Here is an 18,977-nt window from a genome sequence, read left to right as displayed (position 1 = left end):
GTTGATACATTGCGAAGGTTTGGTCAAAATCTACAAGGCAAACGAGCTGGAAGTATTTGCGCTTCAAGGCCTTGACCTCCATGTGGAGGCCGGAGAGCTGATGGCGATTATCGGCAACAGCGGCAGCGGCAAATCCACGCTCCTGAATATGCTGGGCGGACTTGACCGCCCGACGGCGGGCAGTCTGACGGTGGACGGCAAGGATCTGATGAAGTTCAAGGAACGGGATTTCGTGAAATACAAGCGGGAAAGCGTAGGCTTCGTCTGGCAAAACAACGCCAGAAACCTGATTCCTTATCTGACCGCGCAGCAAAACGTCGAGCTGCCGATTCTGCTGAACGGCCGCCGCAAGCAGCAGCGGGCGCGCGAGCTGCTCGAGGCGGTGGGTCTGTCCCACCGTGCCCATCATAAACTGCAGCAGCTGTCCGGCGGGGAGCAGCAGCGGGTGGCGATCGCCATCGCGCTGGCCAATCATCCGCGGCTGCTGCTGGCCGATGAACCAACCGGCTCGGTCGATACCAAGATGGCGGCGCAAATTCTGGAGTTATTCCGTACGCTAAACCGTAGCTTGGGCTTACGGTCGTTATCGTTACCCATGATCCGGAGCTGGCCCGCAAGGTTGACCGCGTGGTTGCGATCCGGGACGGCAAAATTTCGTCGGAGATGCTTCGCCGGAAATCTTATATGGAGGAGCTTGCCGAACTGGCAGAGGACGAGGCGGAGAGGGAATCCCATGTCGAGTATGCGGTGCTGGACAAAGCAGGCCGCCTCCAAGTGCCGCAAGGCTATTTGGAGGCGGCCGGATTCAAGGATCACCGCAAGGCGCGGGTACAGCTGGAGAACGGCAGAATTATGCTGTCTCCGCCGGAGGAGGGCTGACAAGGGGGATGCGGATTTCCACGCAGGTCCCTTCTCCGGGCTTGCTGCTGTACTGAATATTTCCTTTATGATGCTGGATAATTTGCTGGCTGATCATAAGGCCGAGGCCGTTGCCCTCGGCCTTTCGCGTGAAAAAGGGCTCGCCAAGCCGCGCGAGATCCTCTTCGGGGATACCGACCCCCTGATCCTTGATCCGGATCAGAATGTTCTGCTCGGATTCCCGCGCAAGCTCGAGCGTCAGCTCGCCGCCGTCAGGCATGGCTTCCATGCCGTTCTTCATCACATTCACAAGCACCTGCTTAAGCTGGTTGGACTCGCACCGAAGCGGCGGGATGCCGGGCTCAAGAGAGGCGATCATCTGAACATTATGAATATTGGCCTCGGAGTCCAGAAGGACGATAATATCGTTCATGATCGCGTACAGGTCCGCTTCCCGATAACGGTCAGCCTGCGGCTTTGCGAATACCAGGAATTCGCTCACGATAAGGTTAATCCGATCGAGCTCGGAAAGCATAATATTCAAGTAGGACCTGTCCAGCCTGCTGTCCTTCTGCATCAACTGAACAAAGCCGCGCAGGGTGGTAAGGGGATTGCGGACTTCATGGGCGACTCCCGCCGCAAGCTGCCCGACAACCGACAGCTTCTCCGACCGGCGCAATATTTCCTCCGTCCGTTTACGCTCGGCAATATCTCTCACGATGGAAGCATAAGCAACGAAATATCCCCGTTCGTCCCTAATCCCGGACAACGTAATGCTCACTTCAACCGGAGTCCCGTCTTTGCGGGTCAGAACGGTTTCGTAGTCGGTTACCTGTCCGCCGCTCAGAATGATTTTTCCCTTTTCTCCAAGCTCGGCTAGAATCTCCGGCGTAAACATCTGAAGTTGTTGTCCGACAGCCTCTGCCAGCGTCCAGCCGAACATGGTCTCGAAGGCTTTATTCGCATCTAGGGTTCTGCCTTCAAGGTCAACGACATGAATGGCGTCGGAGGTGTTATTGACGAAGGATTCTAGGTACTGCTTTGTATGGAGCAGCTCCTTGGACGCGGCGGTGAGCTGCGTTTGGTAGCTGTGCAGATTATAGCTCATGGAGTTAACCTGCGAAGCTAGCGCTCCGAACTCGTTATCGCTGTCGAGGACAATCTGTTCGCCGAAGTTGCCGCGAGAAATATCGTGGACCCGCTGCATAATCATCTGTAACGTCCGGATCATAAATCCGGCAATAAAGGAACTGCAGGCAATGGCGGCGCCAATCAGGCCGAGCGAGATCAGAATTTGGATAAGAAGCTGATGATATAAAGGTTCCTTAATAGCCGCGTAGTTGATATTTACGACAATGACGGAATTGCTAGTCCCTGACATCGGGATAAAGCTCTTCAGAACTTTATGGCCATGAATCTTTGTTTTGGTTGTAACAATGCTTCCGGTCTGATCGGCTTTCATCAGATTCGTATAATCATTACCGTCGACATAGTTGTACCGCCCGAATATCATGCTCTGGTTGTCCAGCTTGTACGGCGGTACCTTTTCCTTCAAGGAAACCATTTGGGGATCTTTATAATAAGCCGGGCTGAACCCGGAAATTTCTAGAATGGAAGGGTTATCCGCAATAATCTGCTGTGCAATGGCATCGCTGCTCTTCAGGTTCTCCAGATTGAAAAATGCCCCGGCATGAACAATGGGATTAATCAGGTAGTTGGTTTTGTCATTATAATAAAAGCCCAATTTGTTGACGTCATTCAAATCGGAAGGAATGATCGTAATCGGCGGAGACCAGAAATGGTTCAGCTTCTGCCCCTGAGGAATGATAACCTGGCGCATTTCAAACAGCTGGTTGAAGGCGGTATACCAATAGCCCAATGCTTTGGAGCTTGCTCCGATTGCCTTTGGGTTGGAAGATTTTTGCACGGTTATGTCATCCCCGTCCTTCGCCCAGAGCGTAATATAATCCACGCCCAGCTCTTGGCTTAACTTCACCAGCTGATCGTTGCTGATATTGGCAATATCGGGATCCAGCTTATTTTGCGCGGAGATGGAGGCGATCCGAAGCTTCTCGCCCACCGAGTCTTCGATCAGTTGCTTTGACTTTTGCGCAGCGTCAAGGGTTTCGCCAATTTGCTTGGCAATGCCCACCATTTGCTGCTCGGCGTCCCTTTGCAGCTGGGAAGAGGTGGAGAAGTAGTAAATCGATAAGTTTAGGCTTAGGATGACAGTGACGGTAAGCGATATGAACCAGGCCAGCTTGGTCTTGATAGACAAACGGTATTCCTCCTGAAGGTGCACAGCTATAGAATTATTTTACATATGGAATCTAGTATATCGCAGTTAGCAGAGCAGGAACATAGCGGATTGTGTCGAAAAAAACGATTAATTTTGTAAGGGTAAGCGGCGCGATAAGCGGTCACGGGCTTGAAGCAGGTTAAACAAAGGAGCAGCCTCCAACTTGGGGCTGCTCCATCTGCGTTGACGCGTATTACGGATTAATGCTCTCTGCGGCGCATAACCAGGGCGGCTGCTCCTACAATGATCAGCGCGATAGCGAGGAACGGACGTACAACCTCTACTTGATTGAGGAATGTTCCAAGCGAGAACACGGCGAAGAACAACAATCCCAGCACGAGCAGGATGTTGATCGGAATCAGCAGCCACTTGTTGCGGTTGCCGAACCAGTAGAATTCGAAGAGGCCGGCCGCGACCGCGATAATAAAGCCGGGCCACATGTACACCCAGTTATGGAACAGCATCGCGATCTGCGATGTTACGCCGGACACCAGCAGGATACCGCCCGGGATCAGTACCCCGATGCCTTTTCTCCCCGTCACGGAGAAATACAGCCAGTGGAAGAACAAACCAAGCGGGATTACGAACAAGCTCGGCCAGAAGTAGCCAAACAGATTCCCCGGGCCGAAATGCATTCCCTTATTCAACAGTAAGTATGCTCCGAGAAGAATAAATACAGGGCCAAGAATGGTCCTTTTATTCATTGCGCTCATCTCCTTTAGGTACAGCATATCATGCGGGTATTTAGAAGTCCTCATTCTTTAGGTCACAACCGGAACCCGACTAAAGTCCAGTCCTGTAAAAAATTCGTCGCATTAGTCATAATCTCACAGTTTACGACATTTTACACCTCTTGTGGGATTCTATGAAAGCGTTACAATTAGAGTATAAATGAATAGGAGGTGATTACGATGAGCCATGAAGAAGAGGTTGTTCAAGCAGCAGCTGAAGAAGCTGTTGAAGAAATCGCTGAAGAGGTTGTAGCGGCTGCCGAAGAAGAGGCGGTTGAAGCAGCTGAAGAAGAAGCGGCGGTAGCCGAAGAAGAGGCTGCTGTTTCCGAAGAAGAAGAGACTGATGCTGAAGAAGCATCCGATGACGAAGCAGAAGAACAATGATTACGGTCATTTTATAAAATATAACGGTTATCGATAATCCCCTCCGGACACGGAGGGGATTATTTCATATAGGATAGTATTTGCATGTAAGCTTGTCGCTTTGGTATGCTCATTATTGAACACCAAATAAGGGAGAAGCACACATGATTATTATTAAGACGGAAGCGGAAATCAACCGCATGCATGAAGCCGGCAAAATTTTGGCCGAAATCCATAGACAAATCGCGAAGTTAATCGCACCGGGCATTACGACCCACGAGATTGATCAATTCGCCGAGAAGCTGATGAAGCAATACGGCGCGACACCGGAGCAGAAGGGCTATAAAGGCTACCAGTACGCAACCTGCGCTTCGGTAAACGATGTCATCTGCCACGGTTTTCCGAAGAAGGAGAAGCTGAGGGACGGCGACATCGTAACGATCGATATGGTCGTTAACCTGAACGGCTGGCTGGCAGACTCCGCATGGTCCTATCCGGTAGGCAATGTCTCCGAGGAAGCGGACCGCTTATTGCGCGTGACCAAGGAGTCGCTTTATAAAGGGATCGAGAAGGCCGTTGCCGGCAACCGGATCGGGGACGTATCCCATGCGATCCAGGCTTACGCCGAAGCGGAAGGCTTCTCGGTTGTCCGCGATTTCATCGGTCACGGCATCGGCCAAGAGATGCACGAGGATCCGCAGGTGCCGCATTACGGGCCGCCAAACAAAGGTCCGAGGATTAAGGAAGGGATGGTCTTCACCATTGAGCCGATGCTGAATGTGGGCACCTACCAAATGAAGATCGATGCAGACGGCTGGACGGCGCGTACAAGAGACGGCAAGCTGTCCGCCCAGTACGAGCATACGATTGCGATTACGGCGAATGGTCCGGTTATTCTGACCGAGCAATAAACGGGAAGCATGCGAAAAAGGGGATATGGGTTGATGGGCTAACGCCTTCAGCCGGTATCCTCTTTTTTGCGTTTATTTTACATCTGTTCATGACCCCTCCTGAACGAAAGAAAACCTTACATAATTAGTAATAAAATTACAAAATAATTGCGTGACAATTCAGATTACTTCCCCTAAAATGAGGAAAATGATGCCGCCGTCATCCTGTTGTTACATCTCTGCGTAAGGTGAGTATCGACAAATAGGGATAGATAGGGAGGATTTTGTTTTGGTGAAGTCAAATAAACCAACATGGAAATGGACGCTCTCGGCCGTTGTGGCAGCGGGCTTAACGGTGATGCCGTTCTCCGCGGCAACGTCCGCGGCAGGCAGCGGAACGACGGTTCAGCTGCGGATTATGGAGACCACCGACCTGCACGTGAACATGGTGAACTATGATTATTTCGCGGACAAGCCTACCGACGAGTACGGTTTTGCCAAGACGGCAACCTTGATCAAGAAGGCCCGGGAGGAAGCGGCGAACAGCCTCCTGTTCGATAACGGGGACTTGATTCAAGGCAACCCGCTTGGCGATTATGTAGCCACGGTTGATCCTCTGCAGCAGGGAGAAACCCATCCGGTCTACAAGGCTCTTAACCTGCTGGACTATGATGCGGGGAACATCGGGAACCATGAATTCAATTATGGGCTTGATTTCCTGAAGACGTCGCTCGGAGGAGCGGACTTTCCTTACGTAAATGCGAATGTATATATCGATGACGGCGATAAAGACGAGACGAACGACAAGAACTATTTTACCCCTTATCTCATACTCGACAAGGAAGTGAAGGACAATACCGGCGCCGTTCATAAGCTGAAGGTTGGCGTCATTGGTTTTGTGCCGCCGCAGATTGTGCAGTGGGATAAAGCCAAGCTGGAAGGCAAGGTTATCACGAAGGATATCGTGAAGACCGCCGAGAAATTCGTTGCGGAGATGAAAGCCAAAGGCGCCGATATTATTATCGCGATTCCGCATTCCGGCTTCGAGGATATTCCGCAGACCGAGCAAATGGAAAACTCGGTGCTCTACTTAAGCAAGGTGAAGGATATTAACGCGATTCTGTTCGGTCATGCGCATAAGGTGTTTCCGGACAAATCGTTCGAAGGGAAGACCGGCGTCGACCTGACAAAAGGGACAATTAACGGGGTGCCGGCCGTAGAGCCGGGCTTCTGGGGAAATAACCTTGGCATTATTGACCTGACGCTGCAGCTTGCGGACGGCAAATGGACCGTTGCGGATTCGAAGACATCGGTGAAGCCGATCTTCGATACGGTGAACAAGAAGCCGCTCGTTGACGCGGATCAGGAGGTTCTGGATGCGGTAGCCGAGGATCATCAGCATACGCTCGATTACGTGCGCGGGCCGGTTGGCACAACCACAGCGCCGATTAACAGCTTTTTTGCGCTGGTGCAGGATGACCCGTCCATTCAGATCGTGACCAATGCGCAGAAATGGTACGTGGAGAAGCAGCTTCAGGGGACCGATTACGAAGGGATTCCCGTCTTGTCGGCGGGAGCGCCGTTTAAGGCGGGCGGTCGGCAAGGTCCCGCTTATTACACCAACATTCCCGCGGGCAGCATCGCGATTAAGAACGTAGCCGATCTGTACTTGTATTCCAACACGGTGAATGCCGTACTTGTAACCGGAGCGGAGCTGAAGGAATGGCTGGAATGGTCGGCAGGCCAGTTCAATACGATTGACCCGGCTTCGACCGAGAAGCAGGAGCTGATCAACTATGACTTCCCTACTTATAACTTTGACGTGATTGACGGGGTGACGTACCAGATCGATGTGTCGAAGCCCGCGAAATACAAAGCTGACGGTACGGTATTAAACACGAAGTCCAGCCGGATTGTGAATCTGAAATACGAGGGGAAAGCCATCGATCCGGCGAAAAAATTCGTTGTTGCCTCAAACAACTACCGCGCTTCGTCGAGCAAATTCGCGAATCCGGACGGCAAGCGGATTATATTGGCTTCGCCGGACGAGAACCGCCAAGTCATTATTGATTATATTCGCTCGTTCAAAACCATTAACCCGACAGCCGACGGCAACTGGTCGCTTGCGCCGATTAATGACAAGGTGAATGTTGCCTTTAAGACCTCGCCGGATGCGAAAGCCGCGGCGGAAACGGTCAAATCGCTTTCTTACGTAGGTCCAACGGAAGACGGCTATTCGGAGTTCAAGCTGAGCTTTGCGGCTCCGGCAACAACGGTTCCCGAGCCGCCGGCTAAGCCTGATCCGAAACCGCCGGTGAAGCCGGAACCGCCCGCAAAGCCGGAGCCAAAACCCGATCCGAAGCCCGAGGCTCCTGCCGATATCGTCTACACGGTGAAGAAGGGCGATACGTTATGGGCGATTGCCCGTAAATACGGCACAACCTGGCAGCAGCTTGCGAAATACAATAAGCTGAAAAATCCGAATCGGATTTACGTTGGCCAAAAGCTTCTTATACCAACAGGCAAATAAGAGGTGAAATCAAGATGACTCCCGAATATGTTCGGGAGTCATCTTTCTTTTATCTGCTTAAAAGGAGCGGTTATGATGCACGAATTGTATTTGCGCAAGGAAGGGACTTCCCATCGGGATTCCAGTTGGGACAGAACCGGCGGCAATCGGGATTTTCTGGAGATTAAAGCCGGAACGACGGCGGTTATCTCCGATATTGAAGGCTCCGGCATTATCAAGCATATTTGGATGACGATTGGGGCCAGGGACAAATACGCCTTCCGCAAAGTGCTGATCCGTATGTATTGGGACGGAGAAGCCGAGCCTAGCGTGGATTCCCCCGTCGGCGATTTCTTTGGGGTTGGGCATGGCGTGGCCAGCCACTATGTGTCCATGCCGCTTAACATGATTACAACCCAAGGCGTGGTGGAGAATAAAGCGGCCATGAACTGCTTCTTCGAAATGCCCTTCCGCCAAAGCGCCCGGATCCAGATCGTCAACGAATGCGAGAACGATATGGTGCTTTACTTCTATGTGGACTACGTGAAGCAGCTGGTGTCCGAGGACAGCTTCTATTTCCATGCCTCATGGAGAAGGGAGAATCAGACCAAGGGTACGGCGGATCTTGACCAGCTTAAAGCGGAGCAGGATCGGCAGCATAAGCCGAATTACGCGCAAGACGATAAGGTGAGCGAGATGAAGAATCTGACGGGCGACGAGAACTACGTCCTGCTGGATGCCGAAGGCGAAGGCCATTACGTAGGCTGCAACCTGAGCATTGATCACATCAACCCCGTTCCGGGCTTCAGCTGGCCGGGCGAAGGGGATGACATGTTCTTCATTGACGGCGAGCCGTGGCCGCCGCGCCTGCATGGCACGGGAACGGAGGATTATTTCTGCGCCGCTTGGGGTTATCCGTCCGGTCAATACTACGCGCCTTACCACGGATTGTCGCTATACGCTCCGATTCGGGAGAATGGCGATGCGTGGAAGGAGAGCAATACGATTTCGTTTAACGATTATTCCGGCAAAATGACGCAATACCGCTATCATATAACCGATCCGATTATTTTCAGAAAATCCATCCGATTCAGCATCGAACACGGGCATGCCAACTGTCAGGCCAATGACTATTCGTCCGTTGCGTATTGGTATCAGCGCGAGCCGCATAAGGCTTTTCCGGAGATGCTGCCCGTAGAGCTTCGCCTGCCGATTGCCGAGAAGGAAAGCGCGAGACGGTTCTACCGGACATTTTAATTTTTATAAAGGAACAGCTCATCCGGGGATGGGCTGTTTTTTTGGTATTGTCCATCCGTTCAGGTTGCGTTAGTCTGTAGGAAGAAGCAGGTACAGCATGCCGTGACATGCGGCAAGAATGGGAGAACCGGAGCGATGGCAGGCACAAGCAGCGCCGGACGGCGCAATGTAGGCATCTTCGCGCATGTGGACGCGGGGAAGACAACAACAACCGAGCATATGCTGTTCGTCAGCGGACGGACGCGTGCGCTTGGAAGCGTAGATGCGGGAACGGCAATAACGGATTGGCTGGATGTGGAGAAGGAGCGGGGCATCTCGGTACGGGCGGCAACGACATCCTTCGTATGGCGGGATACAACGATTAATCTCGTGGATACGCCGGGGCATGTCGATTTCCTGTCGGAGGTCGAGCGTTCGCTGCGGGTGATGGACGGCGCCGTGCTGATCCTATCCGCGGTTGAAGGCGTGCAGGCGCAGACGGAAATGATCTGGAGCGCGCTGCGCAAGCTGGGTATTCCAACGATTATTTATATCAATAAAATGGACCGGATCGGCGCTGACCGTGAAGCGGTATTGCGGGATATCCGCAGCTATCTGACGCCGGATTTCATAGAGGTGCAGCATCCGATCGGAAGCGAGCAGCAGTTCGCGGGCTCTGCGGATTTGTGGGGGGCGGATTCCGACGAGGAAGCAAGAACCGCACTAGTGGAAGCGGTTGCGGAACGTAATGAGGAGCTGCTTCAGCAATATATAAGCGGCGATGCCGAGGATTGGAAAAGCCATGCTTCCGGGATGACGAAGCGGGCGGAGCTGTTCCCGGTGTTGTACGGCGCGTCGAGCAGAGGAATTGGCATAAGCGAGCTGATGGATGCCGTCATCGATTATTTGCCCGAACCAGACGGGAATCGGGATGCGCCGCTGTCGGGCATTGTGTTCAAGATTGAACGCGACAAGACGATGGGGCGCATGGCGTTTGTCCGGCTGTACGAAGGGACGATGCGCAACCGGAACGTGATCCGGAATTATACGCAAAATATCGAGGAAAAGGTCACGCAAATCCGCAAGGTGGAGGGCAGCCGCTCGGAAGACCTCGGCATGCTTGAAGCAGGCGATATCGCGGCCGTATGCGGCATGTCGCATGTGAGGATCGGCGATATTATCGGCGTTCCCGATGCCGTGCCGGAGGAGGTCCGGCTTGCGGTGCCGCTGCTTACGGTACAGGCGCATTGGGCCGATCAGCAGCAATATCCCGCCGTTGTGGCGGCGCTTCAAGAGCTGTCGGACGAGGATCCGCTGCTGGACGTGCAGTGGCTGCAGGACGAGCGCGAGCTGCACGTGAAGGTGATGGGTCCGATCCAGCTTGAGATTCTGACAAGCGTGCTGGAGAACAGGTATGGTCTGCAGGTGGGCTTCGGCCAGCCGTCGATCATCTACAAGGAGACGCCAAGCCAGCCGGGCGAAGGCTATATCGCCTACCTGATGCCGAAGCCGTGCTGGGCAATTCTCCGGTTCCGCATCGAGCCCGGTGAGCGCGGGAGCGGTCTGCAATACGAAGCTTTTGTCCGTTCGGAGGAGTTGCTTCCGCAATACCAGAACGAGGTGGCAAGACGCGTGCCGGAGGCGCTGCAGCAGGGGCTGAAGGGCTGGGAGGTTGTTGACCTGAAGGTTACGCTAATCGAAGGCCAGCACCATGTGTGGCATACTCATCCGCTTGATTTTGTCGTGGCCACGCCAATGGCCATCATGAACGGACTCGATTCGGTGGGCACGAAGCTGCTTGAGCCGGTGCTCCAATTCCGAATGGTTGTACCGGAGGAGAACGGAGGCCGCGTCATGAATGATATTGTCCTCATGCGGGGCACGTTTGAGGCGCCGACATTGCAAGGCGACCGGCTTCTTATTGAAGGGCGCGTGCCGGCGGCAACGTCGCTCGAATACGCGATGGAGCTGAACTCGCTCACGAAGGGGCGCGGCACGATGGCGACCTTCTTCGCCGGGTACGAGGAATGCCCGCCGGATGTATGGGCGGAACGGACGCGCCGCGGCGTGAATCCGCTTGACCAATCCAAATATATATTAAGCGTCCGCAAGGCGCTGCAAGGATAAGAGAAGCTGGCCGCTCCCGTAAAAGGGGACGGCCAGCTTCTTTTTCAATAAACATAGTAGACAAGCAGGTAAGTCGCAATCGAGAGCAGCACGGTAGCGGCTGCCATCGCGGCAAGCGGGCGCAGCGCTTTGTCTTTCAGGGCGCGTAAATCCACGTTCAGGCCAAGGCCAACCATAGCCATCGCAAGCAGGAAGGACGGGGCTTTCAGCAGCTGATCGGTTACAGGGGCCGGCAGCTCAAGCGGCGTGCCGGGCGTTAGGCTTCCGAAGAGGCTCATGGCCCCAAAGCCAAGCAGGAACCACGGGAAGGCAATGGTTGTTCCGGAGGCGTTATTTCCTTTGTCCTTGCGTTTCATGATCAGCATCAGAATAAAGCTGACCGGTACGAGCAGCAGCACCCGGCTCAGCTTCGCGAGAAGACCGGCGTTAACGGCGTCCTGTCCTGCTGCGGCGGCTGCCAGAGGCACGTGGGCGATCTCATGGAGCGTAAGACCGCTCCAAATCCCGTATTGCCCGGCAGTAAGCGGCAGCAGCGGCTGTAGAATGGTATAGATGATTGCAGCGGCCGTGCCGATCAAGGCGATCAGACCGGCGCTGACCGCGGTGTCTTCATCCCGGGCTTTCACAATGGGGGATACGGCACCGATAGCCGCCGCTCCGCATATGCCGGTGCCGATGCCAAGGAGCAGGGACAGCGGAGCATCGGCCTTCAGCAGACGTGCGATGCCAAGGGTCATCCCTACGGCAAGAATGATCGTAATGGCACCTTGCAGCAGGAGAGCCGGACCTTGGTGGAGAAGCAGGCTGATATTCAGCCGCAGTCCGCATAAAACAATAGCGAGCCGCAGGAGATGCTTTGATGCGAATTGAATACCCGACCGGAGTCTCTCCGGATAACCTAGAAATTGACGGGCGATAATAGTGCCTGTCAGCGCCAGGGCCATCTGACCGATACGATCAAGTCCCGGCAGGCGGGCAAGCTCATAGGCGGCTGTTGCAACCGCGGCTGTCAGCAGCAGGCCGCACAGCCAATTCAACTGCTGGAGGAAACGTTTATTTTTAGGAGTAAAGGTAAAATGGGTTAACGTACTCATCTGTCGTCACCTCGACGTTTATTGTTGGTTGATGAGTTTAGTTTAACCAGATCTTTACGATAAGAAAAATAAATAGTTATAATTGTTATAATAATAAATTACTTATGATGGAGGTTGATTGGAAGCGTGGACCAGTCGTTGCTTGTCTTTATGACGGTTGCGGAGATGCGTAATTTTACGCGTGCCGCAGAGGCGCTGCATATGACCCAGCCGGCCGTCAGCCAGCATATTCAAGCGCTGGAGAACAACATCGGAACCAAACTGCTCGACCGCAGCAACAAGCATGTCCGGTTAAGCAAAGCAGGGGAGATTGTGTATAAGCATGGAAAAGAAATAGAGGGGTTGTATAGCCGCATGCAGCGGCTGGTGGACGATCTAATGCATAACGCCAGCGGTTTGCTGTCGATTGGCGCCAGCTATACGTTTGGGGAATACGTGCTGCCTCATGCCATCGCTTATTTGAAGCTGCACTACCCGCTCATTAAGCCGACCATTACAATCGGCAACACAAAGGAAATCAGCTCGCTAGTTTCCGAAGGGCAGCTGGATATCGGCATTGTCGAAGGCGAGCCGGAGCATGGAAAGCTGTATGCAGAGTCTTTGGCCAAGGATCGGATGTACGTGGTAACGGCATCGTCCCATCCTTTTGCTGCGGCTTACGATATTGCTGCCGGAAGGCTCCAGCAGGAAACTTGGATCGTCAGGGAAGAGGGCTCTGGGACACGGGAGGTGACCGAGCGGATGTTCCTCGAGCAGGGGTTGAATCCGGAGAACCGCATGGTATTTGGCAGCACGCAGATTATTAAGGAGTCCGTAGAAGCCGGTCTTGGCATCTCGTTATTGTCCCATTGGGCGGTGCGCAAAGAGATAACGCTTGGCACCATTAGCAAGCTGACCGTTGGCGGCAGGCCGGTTGAACGGGATTTCTCGCTATTAACCGGGTTGCATCGGCAGCATACAAAGGCGGCAGAAGTGTTTATCGGGATTTTGCGGGAGCGAAAGGGCTGGCCGGAGCAGGCTTAAAGAAAGGCTTTACGCCTCGTCGTGGGATTGCGGGGTGTACAGCCTGCGGTTTGAAACTCATTCTGACTTATTCTTTAGTAGCAGCCTTCTCCGCCGCTATCTAGCGGCGATATACCAGAGCGGCAGACCGCCCCAGCCCCAATTATCGGTATCGACTTCTTCAATGGTTTTTGCCTAAGGCAAACGGTATAGCGCAAACGGTTCGCCATTACGGAAGGAACGGCTTAACGCATCAAGCTCATCCAGCGCTGCCGCATCAAGTGGAAGCTCTACGCTGCCTAGATTATGCTCCAGCTGCTGCGTGCTGGTAGCGCCAACGATAACGGTCGAAACGGCAGGCTGCTTCATCAGCCAAGCCAGGGACAGGACGCTTGCGGAGCAGCCAAGTTTATCAGCCAGCTCGCTGACCCGGCTTCCCAGCGCAAGGTTGTTCTCGCCGAAGAAGCGCGTGAAGCCCGGGTTGGTCGCAGCGCGCGAACCGGCAGGGGCTTCTTCGCCAGCACGGTATTTGCCCGTCAGAATTCCGCCTGCCAGCGGGAAATAAGGAATAATGCCTACGCCTTGATCGAGGCACAGGGGAATAAGCTCGCGTTCCGGCGTCCGGTCGGCCAGCGAATAGCTCGTCTGAGTGGACACGAACCGGTTCAGGCCAAGGCGGTCGCTGAGTCCAAGAGCCTTCATCAGCTCCCAAGAGGCATAGTTGGAAGCACCGATATACCGGACTTTGCCGGACCGAATCATGTCTTCGAGCGCCCGCAGCGTTTCCTCGAGGGGCGTCTCCGGGTCAAAGGTATGGATCTGATACAGGTCAACATAGTCGGTCTTGAGCCGCTTTAAGCTGTCTTCCAGCTCCAGCATCAGATGGTAGCGGGAAGAGCCTTTTGCATTGGGACCTTCTCCTCTGACGAGCCCGGCCTTGGTGGCCAGGACAACCTCATGGCGTCTGCCTGCAAGCGCTGTACCGATGATGGATTCCGAAGCCGTTGCCGAGTAAATATTAGCCGTATCGATAAAGTTGATGCCGCGGTCAATGGCCGCGTGAAGAATACGCGCCGAAGCGGCCTCGTCTGCCCGCGAGCCGAAGGAGTTTGTGCCGAGTCCCAGCGCGGATACCTTCAGTCCGCTTCCTCCCAGCCGGTTGTATAACATCGTTAAGGTCATCCCCTTTTCTTGGATCAAAAATAATGTTGCAGTTAGTATAGCAAAATGTGGGCATTACAAGCTATATGCGAATCAGGCTTGTCGTGCTATATTTGACATAAAAGTAAAGCGTTTACTTATACTAAATTAAGGGGATTTTAAGCTGTATCGATTATAGTAGCAGTATAGAGCAACATTTTGTCCGAAGGGGATGGGGAAAATGACGCGTCTGCCAGTTACCTACTCGATTATCGTGCCGGTCTGCAATGACGAGGAATCGCTGTTTGGCGCCTATAAGCGCCTGAAGCAAATCATGAAGCCTACCGCCGCCAGCTACGAATTTATTTTTGTCGATAATTACAGCACAGACCGGTCGGCCGATATGCTGCGCGTCTTTTGCGCTGCCGATATCCGGGTGAGAGTGATCTATTTGTCGGCCCGCTGCGGCCATGCTGCCGCGATTGCGGCAGGCATTGACCATGCGGCAGGCTCGGGAATCGCCATTATGGAAGTGAAGGCGGTGGACCGAAAAGCAGACATGGCCGAGCTCGCAAGCGCGCATCAGCCCTATGCGATCCGGTCGATGGAAGGCTTTACGCATTCCCCGCTATGGGAAGCCATTCCGGCAGGCTAGAGGCTAAAGCCAGGCATTAAGCTGCTCCCGCAGCTTCTCCGAGACCGGGGTAAGCGGCAGTCGGATATGATCCGAGGCGATGCTGCTTTGCCGGGCCAGAAGATATTTTAACGGGGCGGGATTTGGCTCCCGGAACAGCAGACGGATCAAGGGAAGCAAAGCGCCGAAAGACTGCCTGCTTGCTTCAAGCCGGCCTTGCATGAACTGTTCATACACCTCTACGAAGGCCGTTGTCCGGACGCTTGCGGATGCGAGCATCCCGCCGGCTGCGCCGCAGCAAAGCATAGCGTGGAAGTAGATGTCTTCTCCGCCTAATACCGGCTTGTGATCACCGCTGCTTGCAAGCTCCATCATCAGCTCGATTCCGCCGGAGCTGTCTTTGATCCCGATGACGCCGTCCAGGTCCAAAATGGCGCGGACCGTATCGGGAGCAAGGCGTATTCCAGTGCGCGAAGGAATCTCGTAAGCAACAATCGGCAGGCCCGTGCTTGCGGCCTGTCTGTAGTGCTCGATGATGCCCTCCTGGGAGGGACGGCTGTAATAGGGCACGACAACAAGGGCGGCGTCTGCGCCGAGTTCCCCGGCAAACGCGGTTTTCCGAACGGTGGAAGCCGTATCGTTCGTTCCCGTCCCAACAATGACCGGCCGTTTCATAGGCCCGCAGACCAAGCGTGCGGCTGCCGTAAGAGCCGCCATTTCCTCAAGCGTTACCGTCGGGGATTCCCCCGTTGTTCCGTTTACCACGATTCCGTTCACGCCATCCTCAACCAGCTGCTTCACATAGGATTCGAATGAACGGATATCCACTTCCCCGCCAGCCCCCATAGGCGTTACCACAGGTACGTAAATGCCTTTCAGATCTTGTTCCGTTAGCATCTCCAGCGCCTCCCTTTGCAATGATGAATTCTATCTTTACTTTAGCATGGCTGAAGTATTACAGTTATCTATAATGATTCATGATCGATATCAATAATTTTAATAATTAGGCAAAAGCCGAGGTGGGAGCATGGAGCTGGTTTATTTGCAGACCTTTTGCGAGGTAGCGAGAAGGCGGAGTATTACGCGTGCCGCGGAAGAGCTTGGTTACGCGCAGTCCAGCGTAACCATTCAGATTCAGAAGCTGGAGAAAGAATACGGAGCGCCGCTGCTGGAGCGGTTCGGCAGGCAGATGCGCCTGACGCCGCCCGGCGAGAAGCTGTTTGCTCTGGCCGTTCAGATGCTGGAGCTGTACGAGCAATCGAAGGAAACGGTAGCCGGTTATGCCGGAGGTACGCTTGTTATTGGCGCTATCGATTCGCTGGCGGCTTATTTTCTGCCTCCTTATCTGCAGAAGCTGCGCCAGCTGTTCCCCGAGCTGACCATCCAGCTTCAGCCGGACCGAGAATCGCACATCATCGGCAAGGTAAAGGACGGCGAATACGATATCGGGCTGCTGCTTGACGCCAAGCCGGCCGATGCGGCGCTGGAATGCCGCCCGCTGCGGGAAGAACCGCTGGTATTAGCCGCCCCTGCAGGTCACCCGCTTGCTAATCGCCCCCGGATCGAGCTGCAGGATTTAAGCGGCATGGAGCTCATTATGTCGGAGGAAAGCTGCGTGTACCGGGGGATGTTCGAGAAGGTGCTTAGGGAAAGCGGGATAGCCTTTACCGCCTTGTTCGAGCTTGGCAATCCGGAGGCGGTAAAGCAATGCGTCGTGAACGGCCTAGGCCTCGCGCTGCTGCCTCGCATGGTTGTCGCGGAAGATATCCGGCAGGGACGAATAGCTGCTCTTCCGTTCACCCATCCGGAAATCCGCTTTGACCTGCAGTATATGATTCATCCCCGCAAATGGATGTCCCAGCCGCTTCAGGCATTTATCTCTCTGCTCCGGGATGGGGAAGATCATAATTAAAATGGCGCGAGTCTGCTCCTGCATACAGGAGCAGACTCGCGATTTTTTTATTGTTATTATTCCGGATGATTATGAGTCGCCGTACCTACCGTATACGGTGACGTAATGCCTTCGTACATCAAATGCATCGTCATGCCTGCCGCCGCATGGGCGAGATTATGGCAGTGGTCCATCCACAGACCCGGATTATCGGCTGCAAAAGCGACTTCATAGACCTCTCCAGGAGCCGTATCAAGCGTATCGGTCCACCAGGGGCTGCCGTCTACGGCTTCGCCGTTCCGCGACAGGACCAGCATATGATGCCCGTGAAGATGCATCGGATGCTCAACGGCGCCGCGGTTAATAATCGTTGTTTTCACAAGCTCGCCTTCCCGTACCATAAACATCGGGGTGTCGGGGAACACTTTGCCGTTAATCGTATAGTTGAGCGCGAACTTGCCGTTAAAGAAGCCAAGCTGGTTATCCAGCACCATCGTAAATTCCCGGTCGAAATGGCTGTTTGCGTCAAATTGCGTTGCAGCCGGCGTCCCGTAATGGGTAGGGTCGAAGACCGGCATGTTAGCTGCATGCTTAGGCAAATCGCCTTGACCGTCCGGACTCATCACGATGCCCAGCTTGCCGCCTAACCCCACGTTTAAGGTAACCGTCGTGTTCGGCATGGTGAAGGTCGCGTCGTATCGGCCGCCCGTAATCAGATCAAGTCGGATATTATTCAGATCCTGCGGTTCATGAAGCTCCGTCCCGTCAATGGCCGCGACTTTAAAAGAGGCTCCGAGCAGCGTGTAGGACTGCCGGACCCAGTCATCCGTATTGATCAGGCGAAGACGTACCGGAGTTCCCGGCGCGATCTTCACATGCTGGATGCCTTCGTTATCTCCGATGGCAACGCCTCGGTGATCCCAGATATGAGTCATCACCGTAATATCTTTCGTATGGAGTGGCATTCCATCCTCCGGCTCTACCACCAGAGGGCCGAACAGCCCTTTTTCTACGGCTTCCTGCGAATCCTGATGGGAATGGTACCAGAAGGTTCCGACCTGATTGGCTACGAACCGGTACGTATAGGTCTCGCCGGGCATGACGGCATTTTGCGTTGCTCCGGCTACGCCGTCCTCCGCATTGGGAACATCAAGGCCATGCCAGTGCAGCGTAACGCCCTCTTCAATATCTTTGTTAATCAGCTTGACCTCGACCAGCTGCCCTTTCTTGAACCGCAGCTCCGGTCCGGGAACTTGACTGTTATAGGTCCAGGCCTCTACCGTTCGTCCGGAAGCCAGCTGAATGGTCTTTTTCTCGGCAGTCAGCGTAAAAGAGACATCGGCTTTTCCATCCGCCGGACCTGTCAGGCTGTCGACGGATATCTCCTTTACCGGTTCGGCCGCAGCGGTAACGGAACCGCTATGATGGTTATGGGCAAGCAGCGTGCCCGTTCCGTTATCCACCGGACCTTCCGTCATGGAGATGTTCTCCGGCAGTTTGCTAGCTTGAAGCGCGCTGTAGAACGGAATGCTTCCTATCGCCAGAACAATCGCCAATACGGTCATCCGGTGCAGGAATCTCATTAGGGGACGATTAACCGGCTTTGTTCCGGTCAGGCTGACTCTTGAACTTCGATTAAGATGGGTTAGCCATAGGATCATGCCGGCAATTAGGAGCAGTACGAGCGGGATAGCTCCGTTCATAACGTCGAACGGAATCGTGGTCGTAAATGTCCAATATATGCCGGTGAAGGAACCAAGCGCTACGAATTGATAAGGCGCGATAAGCGCAGGCTGCGAAGCCCGGCTCAGCAGTCTGACGTCAAGCGGCGAATCCGTCTTGCGCATCGTCGCCTGCCGGATGCGGCGAAGGCGGGGGGAAGCGCCCAGCCATATCATAAGCATCGGGACGATAAGGACTGGCGGAATAAGCAGGCGGTCCCGCCAGAAGACGGAATCCGTAACCGCCATAAGCCAGATAATTCCCGCAAGAACTCCCGCGCAGGAGATGGATAAGAAAACAGCCCAAGTTATTAATTTGCGGGCTTTTCGGTTCAAATTCGCCTCTGTTTCGCTGAATAGCAGGGCGGATGCCTTGTTGCCGGCAATCCAGGCAAGCAGCAAGGTAAGGAACAGGAAGCCCCTTGCCACGCTAATAGCTGCAAAATACATACAATCGATTCCTCCGTCCCGGACATTGCCGC

14 protein-coding genes and 1 pseudogene are annotated in these 18,977 nt (G+C 54.1%); 9 read left to right on the top strand and 6 right to left on the bottom strand.

Annotation, left to right across the window (positions count from 1 at the left end):
* Position 1 precedes the first annotated feature (1 nt).
* Positions 2-879: pseudogene (locus tag WFK81_RS16570) on the top strand (ABC transporter ATP-binding protein).
* Here WFK81_RS16570 and WFK81_RS16565 read toward each other — a convergent pair.
* Both WFK81_RS16565 and WFK81_RS16560 read right to left on the bottom strand, forming a co-directional pair.
* Positions 851-3,136 (bottom strand): ATP-binding protein, encoded by a 2,286-nt coding sequence (locus tag WFK81_RS16565; RefSeq protein ID WP_336787506.1) that lies wholly within the window; start codon positions 3,134-3,136, stop codon positions 851-853. The pseudogene WFK81_RS16570 and the gene WFK81_RS16565 overlap by 29 nt on opposite strands.
* 221 nt (positions 3,137-3,357) lie before the next feature.
* A complete protein-coding gene (locus tag WFK81_RS16560) occupies positions 3,358-3,861 on the bottom strand; it encodes a hypothetical protein (protein WP_336787505.1) in 504 nt (167 codons plus the stop codon).
* 207 nt (positions 3,862-4,068) lie between these two features.
* On the opposite strand from WFK81_RS16560, the gene WFK81_RS16555 reads away from it, so the two are divergent.
* The 5 genes from WFK81_RS16555 (at position 4,069) to WFK81_RS16535 (ending at position 11,013) form a co-directional block, all read left to right on the top strand.
* Positions 4,069-4,272, top strand: a complete 204-nt coding sequence (locus tag WFK81_RS16555) for a hypothetical protein (RefSeq protein WP_015847482.1) — start codon at positions 4,069-4,071, stop codon at positions 4,270-4,272.
* A 143-nt stretch (positions 4,273-4,415) separates the two neighbouring features.
* Positions 4,416-5,162, top strand: coding sequence for a type I methionyl aminopeptidase (gene map, locus WFK81_RS16550; protein ID WP_336787504.1), 747 nt, complete (start codon positions 4,416-4,418; stop codon positions 5,160-5,162).
* A gap of 337 nt (positions 5,163-5,499) precedes the next feature.
* Entirely contained in the window at positions 5,500-7,671 is a 2,172-nt protein-coding gene (locus tag WFK81_RS16545) for a bifunctional 2',3'-cyclic-nucleotide 2'-phosphodiesterase/3'-nucleotidase (RefSeq protein ID WP_336787805.1), read from the top strand.
* 75 nt (positions 7,672-7,746) lie between these two features.
* A complete protein-coding gene (locus WFK81_RS16540; protein WP_336787503.1) occupies positions 7,747-8,907 on the top strand; it encodes a glycoside hydrolase family 172 protein in 1,161 nt (386 codons plus the stop codon).
* Positions 8,908-9,042: 135 nt separating this feature from the next.
* Entirely contained in the window at positions 9,043-11,013 is a 1,971-nt protein-coding gene (locus tag WFK81_RS16535) for a translation factor GTPase family protein (RefSeq protein WP_336787502.1), read from the top strand.
* A 44-nt stretch (positions 11,014-11,057) separates the two neighbouring features.
* Here the strand turns inward: WFK81_RS16535 and WFK81_RS16530 are convergent, their stop codons facing one another.
* Positions 11,058-12,107: a YeiH family protein gene (locus tag WFK81_RS16530; RefSeq protein ID WP_336787501.1), complete on the bottom strand. Its 1,050-nt coding sequence runs from the start codon at positions 12,105-12,107 to the stop codon at positions 11,058-11,060.
* Positions 12,108-12,233: 126 nt separating this feature from the next.
* Between WFK81_RS16530 and WFK81_RS16525 the strand changes: the two genes are divergently transcribed.
* Positions 12,234-13,130: a LysR family transcriptional regulator gene (locus tag WFK81_RS16525; protein ID WP_336787500.1), complete on the top strand. Its 897-nt coding sequence runs from the start codon at positions 12,234-12,236 to the stop codon at positions 13,128-13,130.
* Between the two features lie 174 nt (positions 13,131-13,304).
* On the opposite strand, the gene WFK81_RS16520 is transcribed toward WFK81_RS16525, so the two are convergent.
* The gene (locus WFK81_RS16520; RefSeq protein ID WP_336787499.1) at positions 13,305-14,279 is read right to left on the bottom strand and encodes an aldo/keto reductase; all 975 of its coding nucleotides are present in this window, start codon (positions 14,277-14,279) and stop codon (positions 13,305-13,307) included.
* Positions 14,280-14,490: 211 nt separating this feature from the next.
* Between WFK81_RS16520 and WFK81_RS16515 the strand changes: the two genes are divergently transcribed.
* Positions 14,491-14,904 (top strand): glycosyltransferase, encoded by a 414-nt coding sequence (locus WFK81_RS16515; protein ID WP_336787498.1) that lies wholly within the window; start codon positions 14,491-14,493, stop codon positions 14,902-14,904.
* A 3-nt stretch (positions 14,905-14,907) separates the two neighbouring features.
* On the opposite strand, the gene dapA is transcribed toward WFK81_RS16515, so the two are convergent.
* Positions 14,908-15,780 carry a 4-hydroxy-tetrahydrodipicolinate synthase gene (dapA, locus tag WFK81_RS16510; RefSeq protein ID WP_336787497.1) on the bottom strand — a complete coding sequence of 291 codons (873 nt, stop codon included), beginning with the start codon at positions 15,778-15,780 and terminating at the stop codon, positions 14,908-14,910.
* Positions 15,781-15,910: 130 nt separating this feature from the next.
* On the opposite strand from dapA, the gene WFK81_RS16505 reads away from it, so the two are divergent.
* On the top strand, positions 15,911-16,795 hold the full coding sequence (locus tag WFK81_RS16505) for a LysR family transcriptional regulator (RefSeq protein WP_336787496.1): 885 nt from the start codon (positions 15,911-15,913) through the stop codon (positions 16,793-16,795).
* A 56-nt stretch (positions 16,796-16,851) separates the two neighbouring features.
* Here WFK81_RS16505 and WFK81_RS16500 read toward each other — a convergent pair whose 3' ends face one another.
* Positions 16,852-18,945 carry a multicopper oxidase family protein gene (locus tag WFK81_RS16500; RefSeq protein WP_336787495.1) on the bottom strand — a complete coding sequence of 698 codons (2,094 nt, stop codon included), beginning with the start codon at positions 18,943-18,945 and terminating at the stop codon, positions 16,852-16,854.
* Positions 18,946-18,977: the final 32 nt, after the last annotated feature.

This window comes from Paenibacillus sp. MMO-177 (assembly GCF_037147795.1).
Lineage (GTDB): Bacteria > Bacillota > Bacilli > Paenibacillales > Paenibacillaceae > Pristimantibacillus.
Note: the sequence above shows the minus strand (reverse complement) of the source record. Positions and strands in the feature narration are given on the sequence as shown.

Bases quoted from the DNA above. Each gene is read 5' to 3' on its own strand.
- WFK81_RS16560 (WP_336787505.1), bottom strand. From the start codon at position 3,861: ATGAATAAAAGGACCATTCTTGGCCCTGTATTTATTCTTCTCGGAGCA.
- WFK81_RS16555 (WP_015847482.1), top strand. From the start codon at position 4,069: ATGAGCCATGAAGAAGAGGTTGTTCAAGCAGCAGCTGAAGAAGCTGTT.
- map (WP_336787504.1), top strand. From the start codon at position 4,416: ATGATTATTATTAAGACGGAAGCGGAAATCAACCGCATGCATGAAGCC.
- WFK81_RS16545 (WP_336787805.1), top strand. From the start codon at position 5,500: ATGCCGTTCTCCGCGGCAACGTCCGCGGCAGGCAGCGGAACGACGGTT.
- WFK81_RS16540 (WP_336787503.1), top strand. From the start codon at position 7,747: ATGCACGAATTGTATTTGCGCAAGGAAGGGACTTCCCATCGGGATTCC.
- WFK81_RS16535 (WP_336787502.1), top strand. From the start codon at position 9,043: ATGGCAGGCACAAGCAGCGCCGGACGGCGCAATGTAGGCATCTTCGCG.
- WFK81_RS16530 (WP_336787501.1), bottom strand. From the start codon at position 12,107: ATGAGTACGTTAACCCATTTTACCTTTACTCCTAAAAATAAACGTTTC.
- WFK81_RS16520 (WP_336787499.1), bottom strand. From the start codon at position 14,279: ATGTTATACAACCGGCTGGGAGGAAGCGGACTGAAGGTATCCGCGCTG.
- WFK81_RS16515 (WP_336787498.1), top strand. From the start codon at position 14,491: ATGACGCGTCTGCCAGTTACCTACTCGATTATCGTGCCGGTCTGCAAT.
- dapA (WP_336787497.1), bottom strand. From the start codon at position 15,780: ATGCTAACGGAACAAGATCTGAAAGGCATTTACGTACCTGTGGTAACG.
- WFK81_RS16505 (WP_336787496.1), top strand. From the start codon at position 15,911: ATGGAGCTGGTTTATTTGCAGACCTTTTGCGAGGTAGCGAGAAGGCGG.
- WFK81_RS16500 (WP_336787495.1), bottom strand. From the start codon at position 18,945: ATGTATTTTGCAGCTATTAGCGTGGCAAGGGGCTTCCTGTTCCTTACC.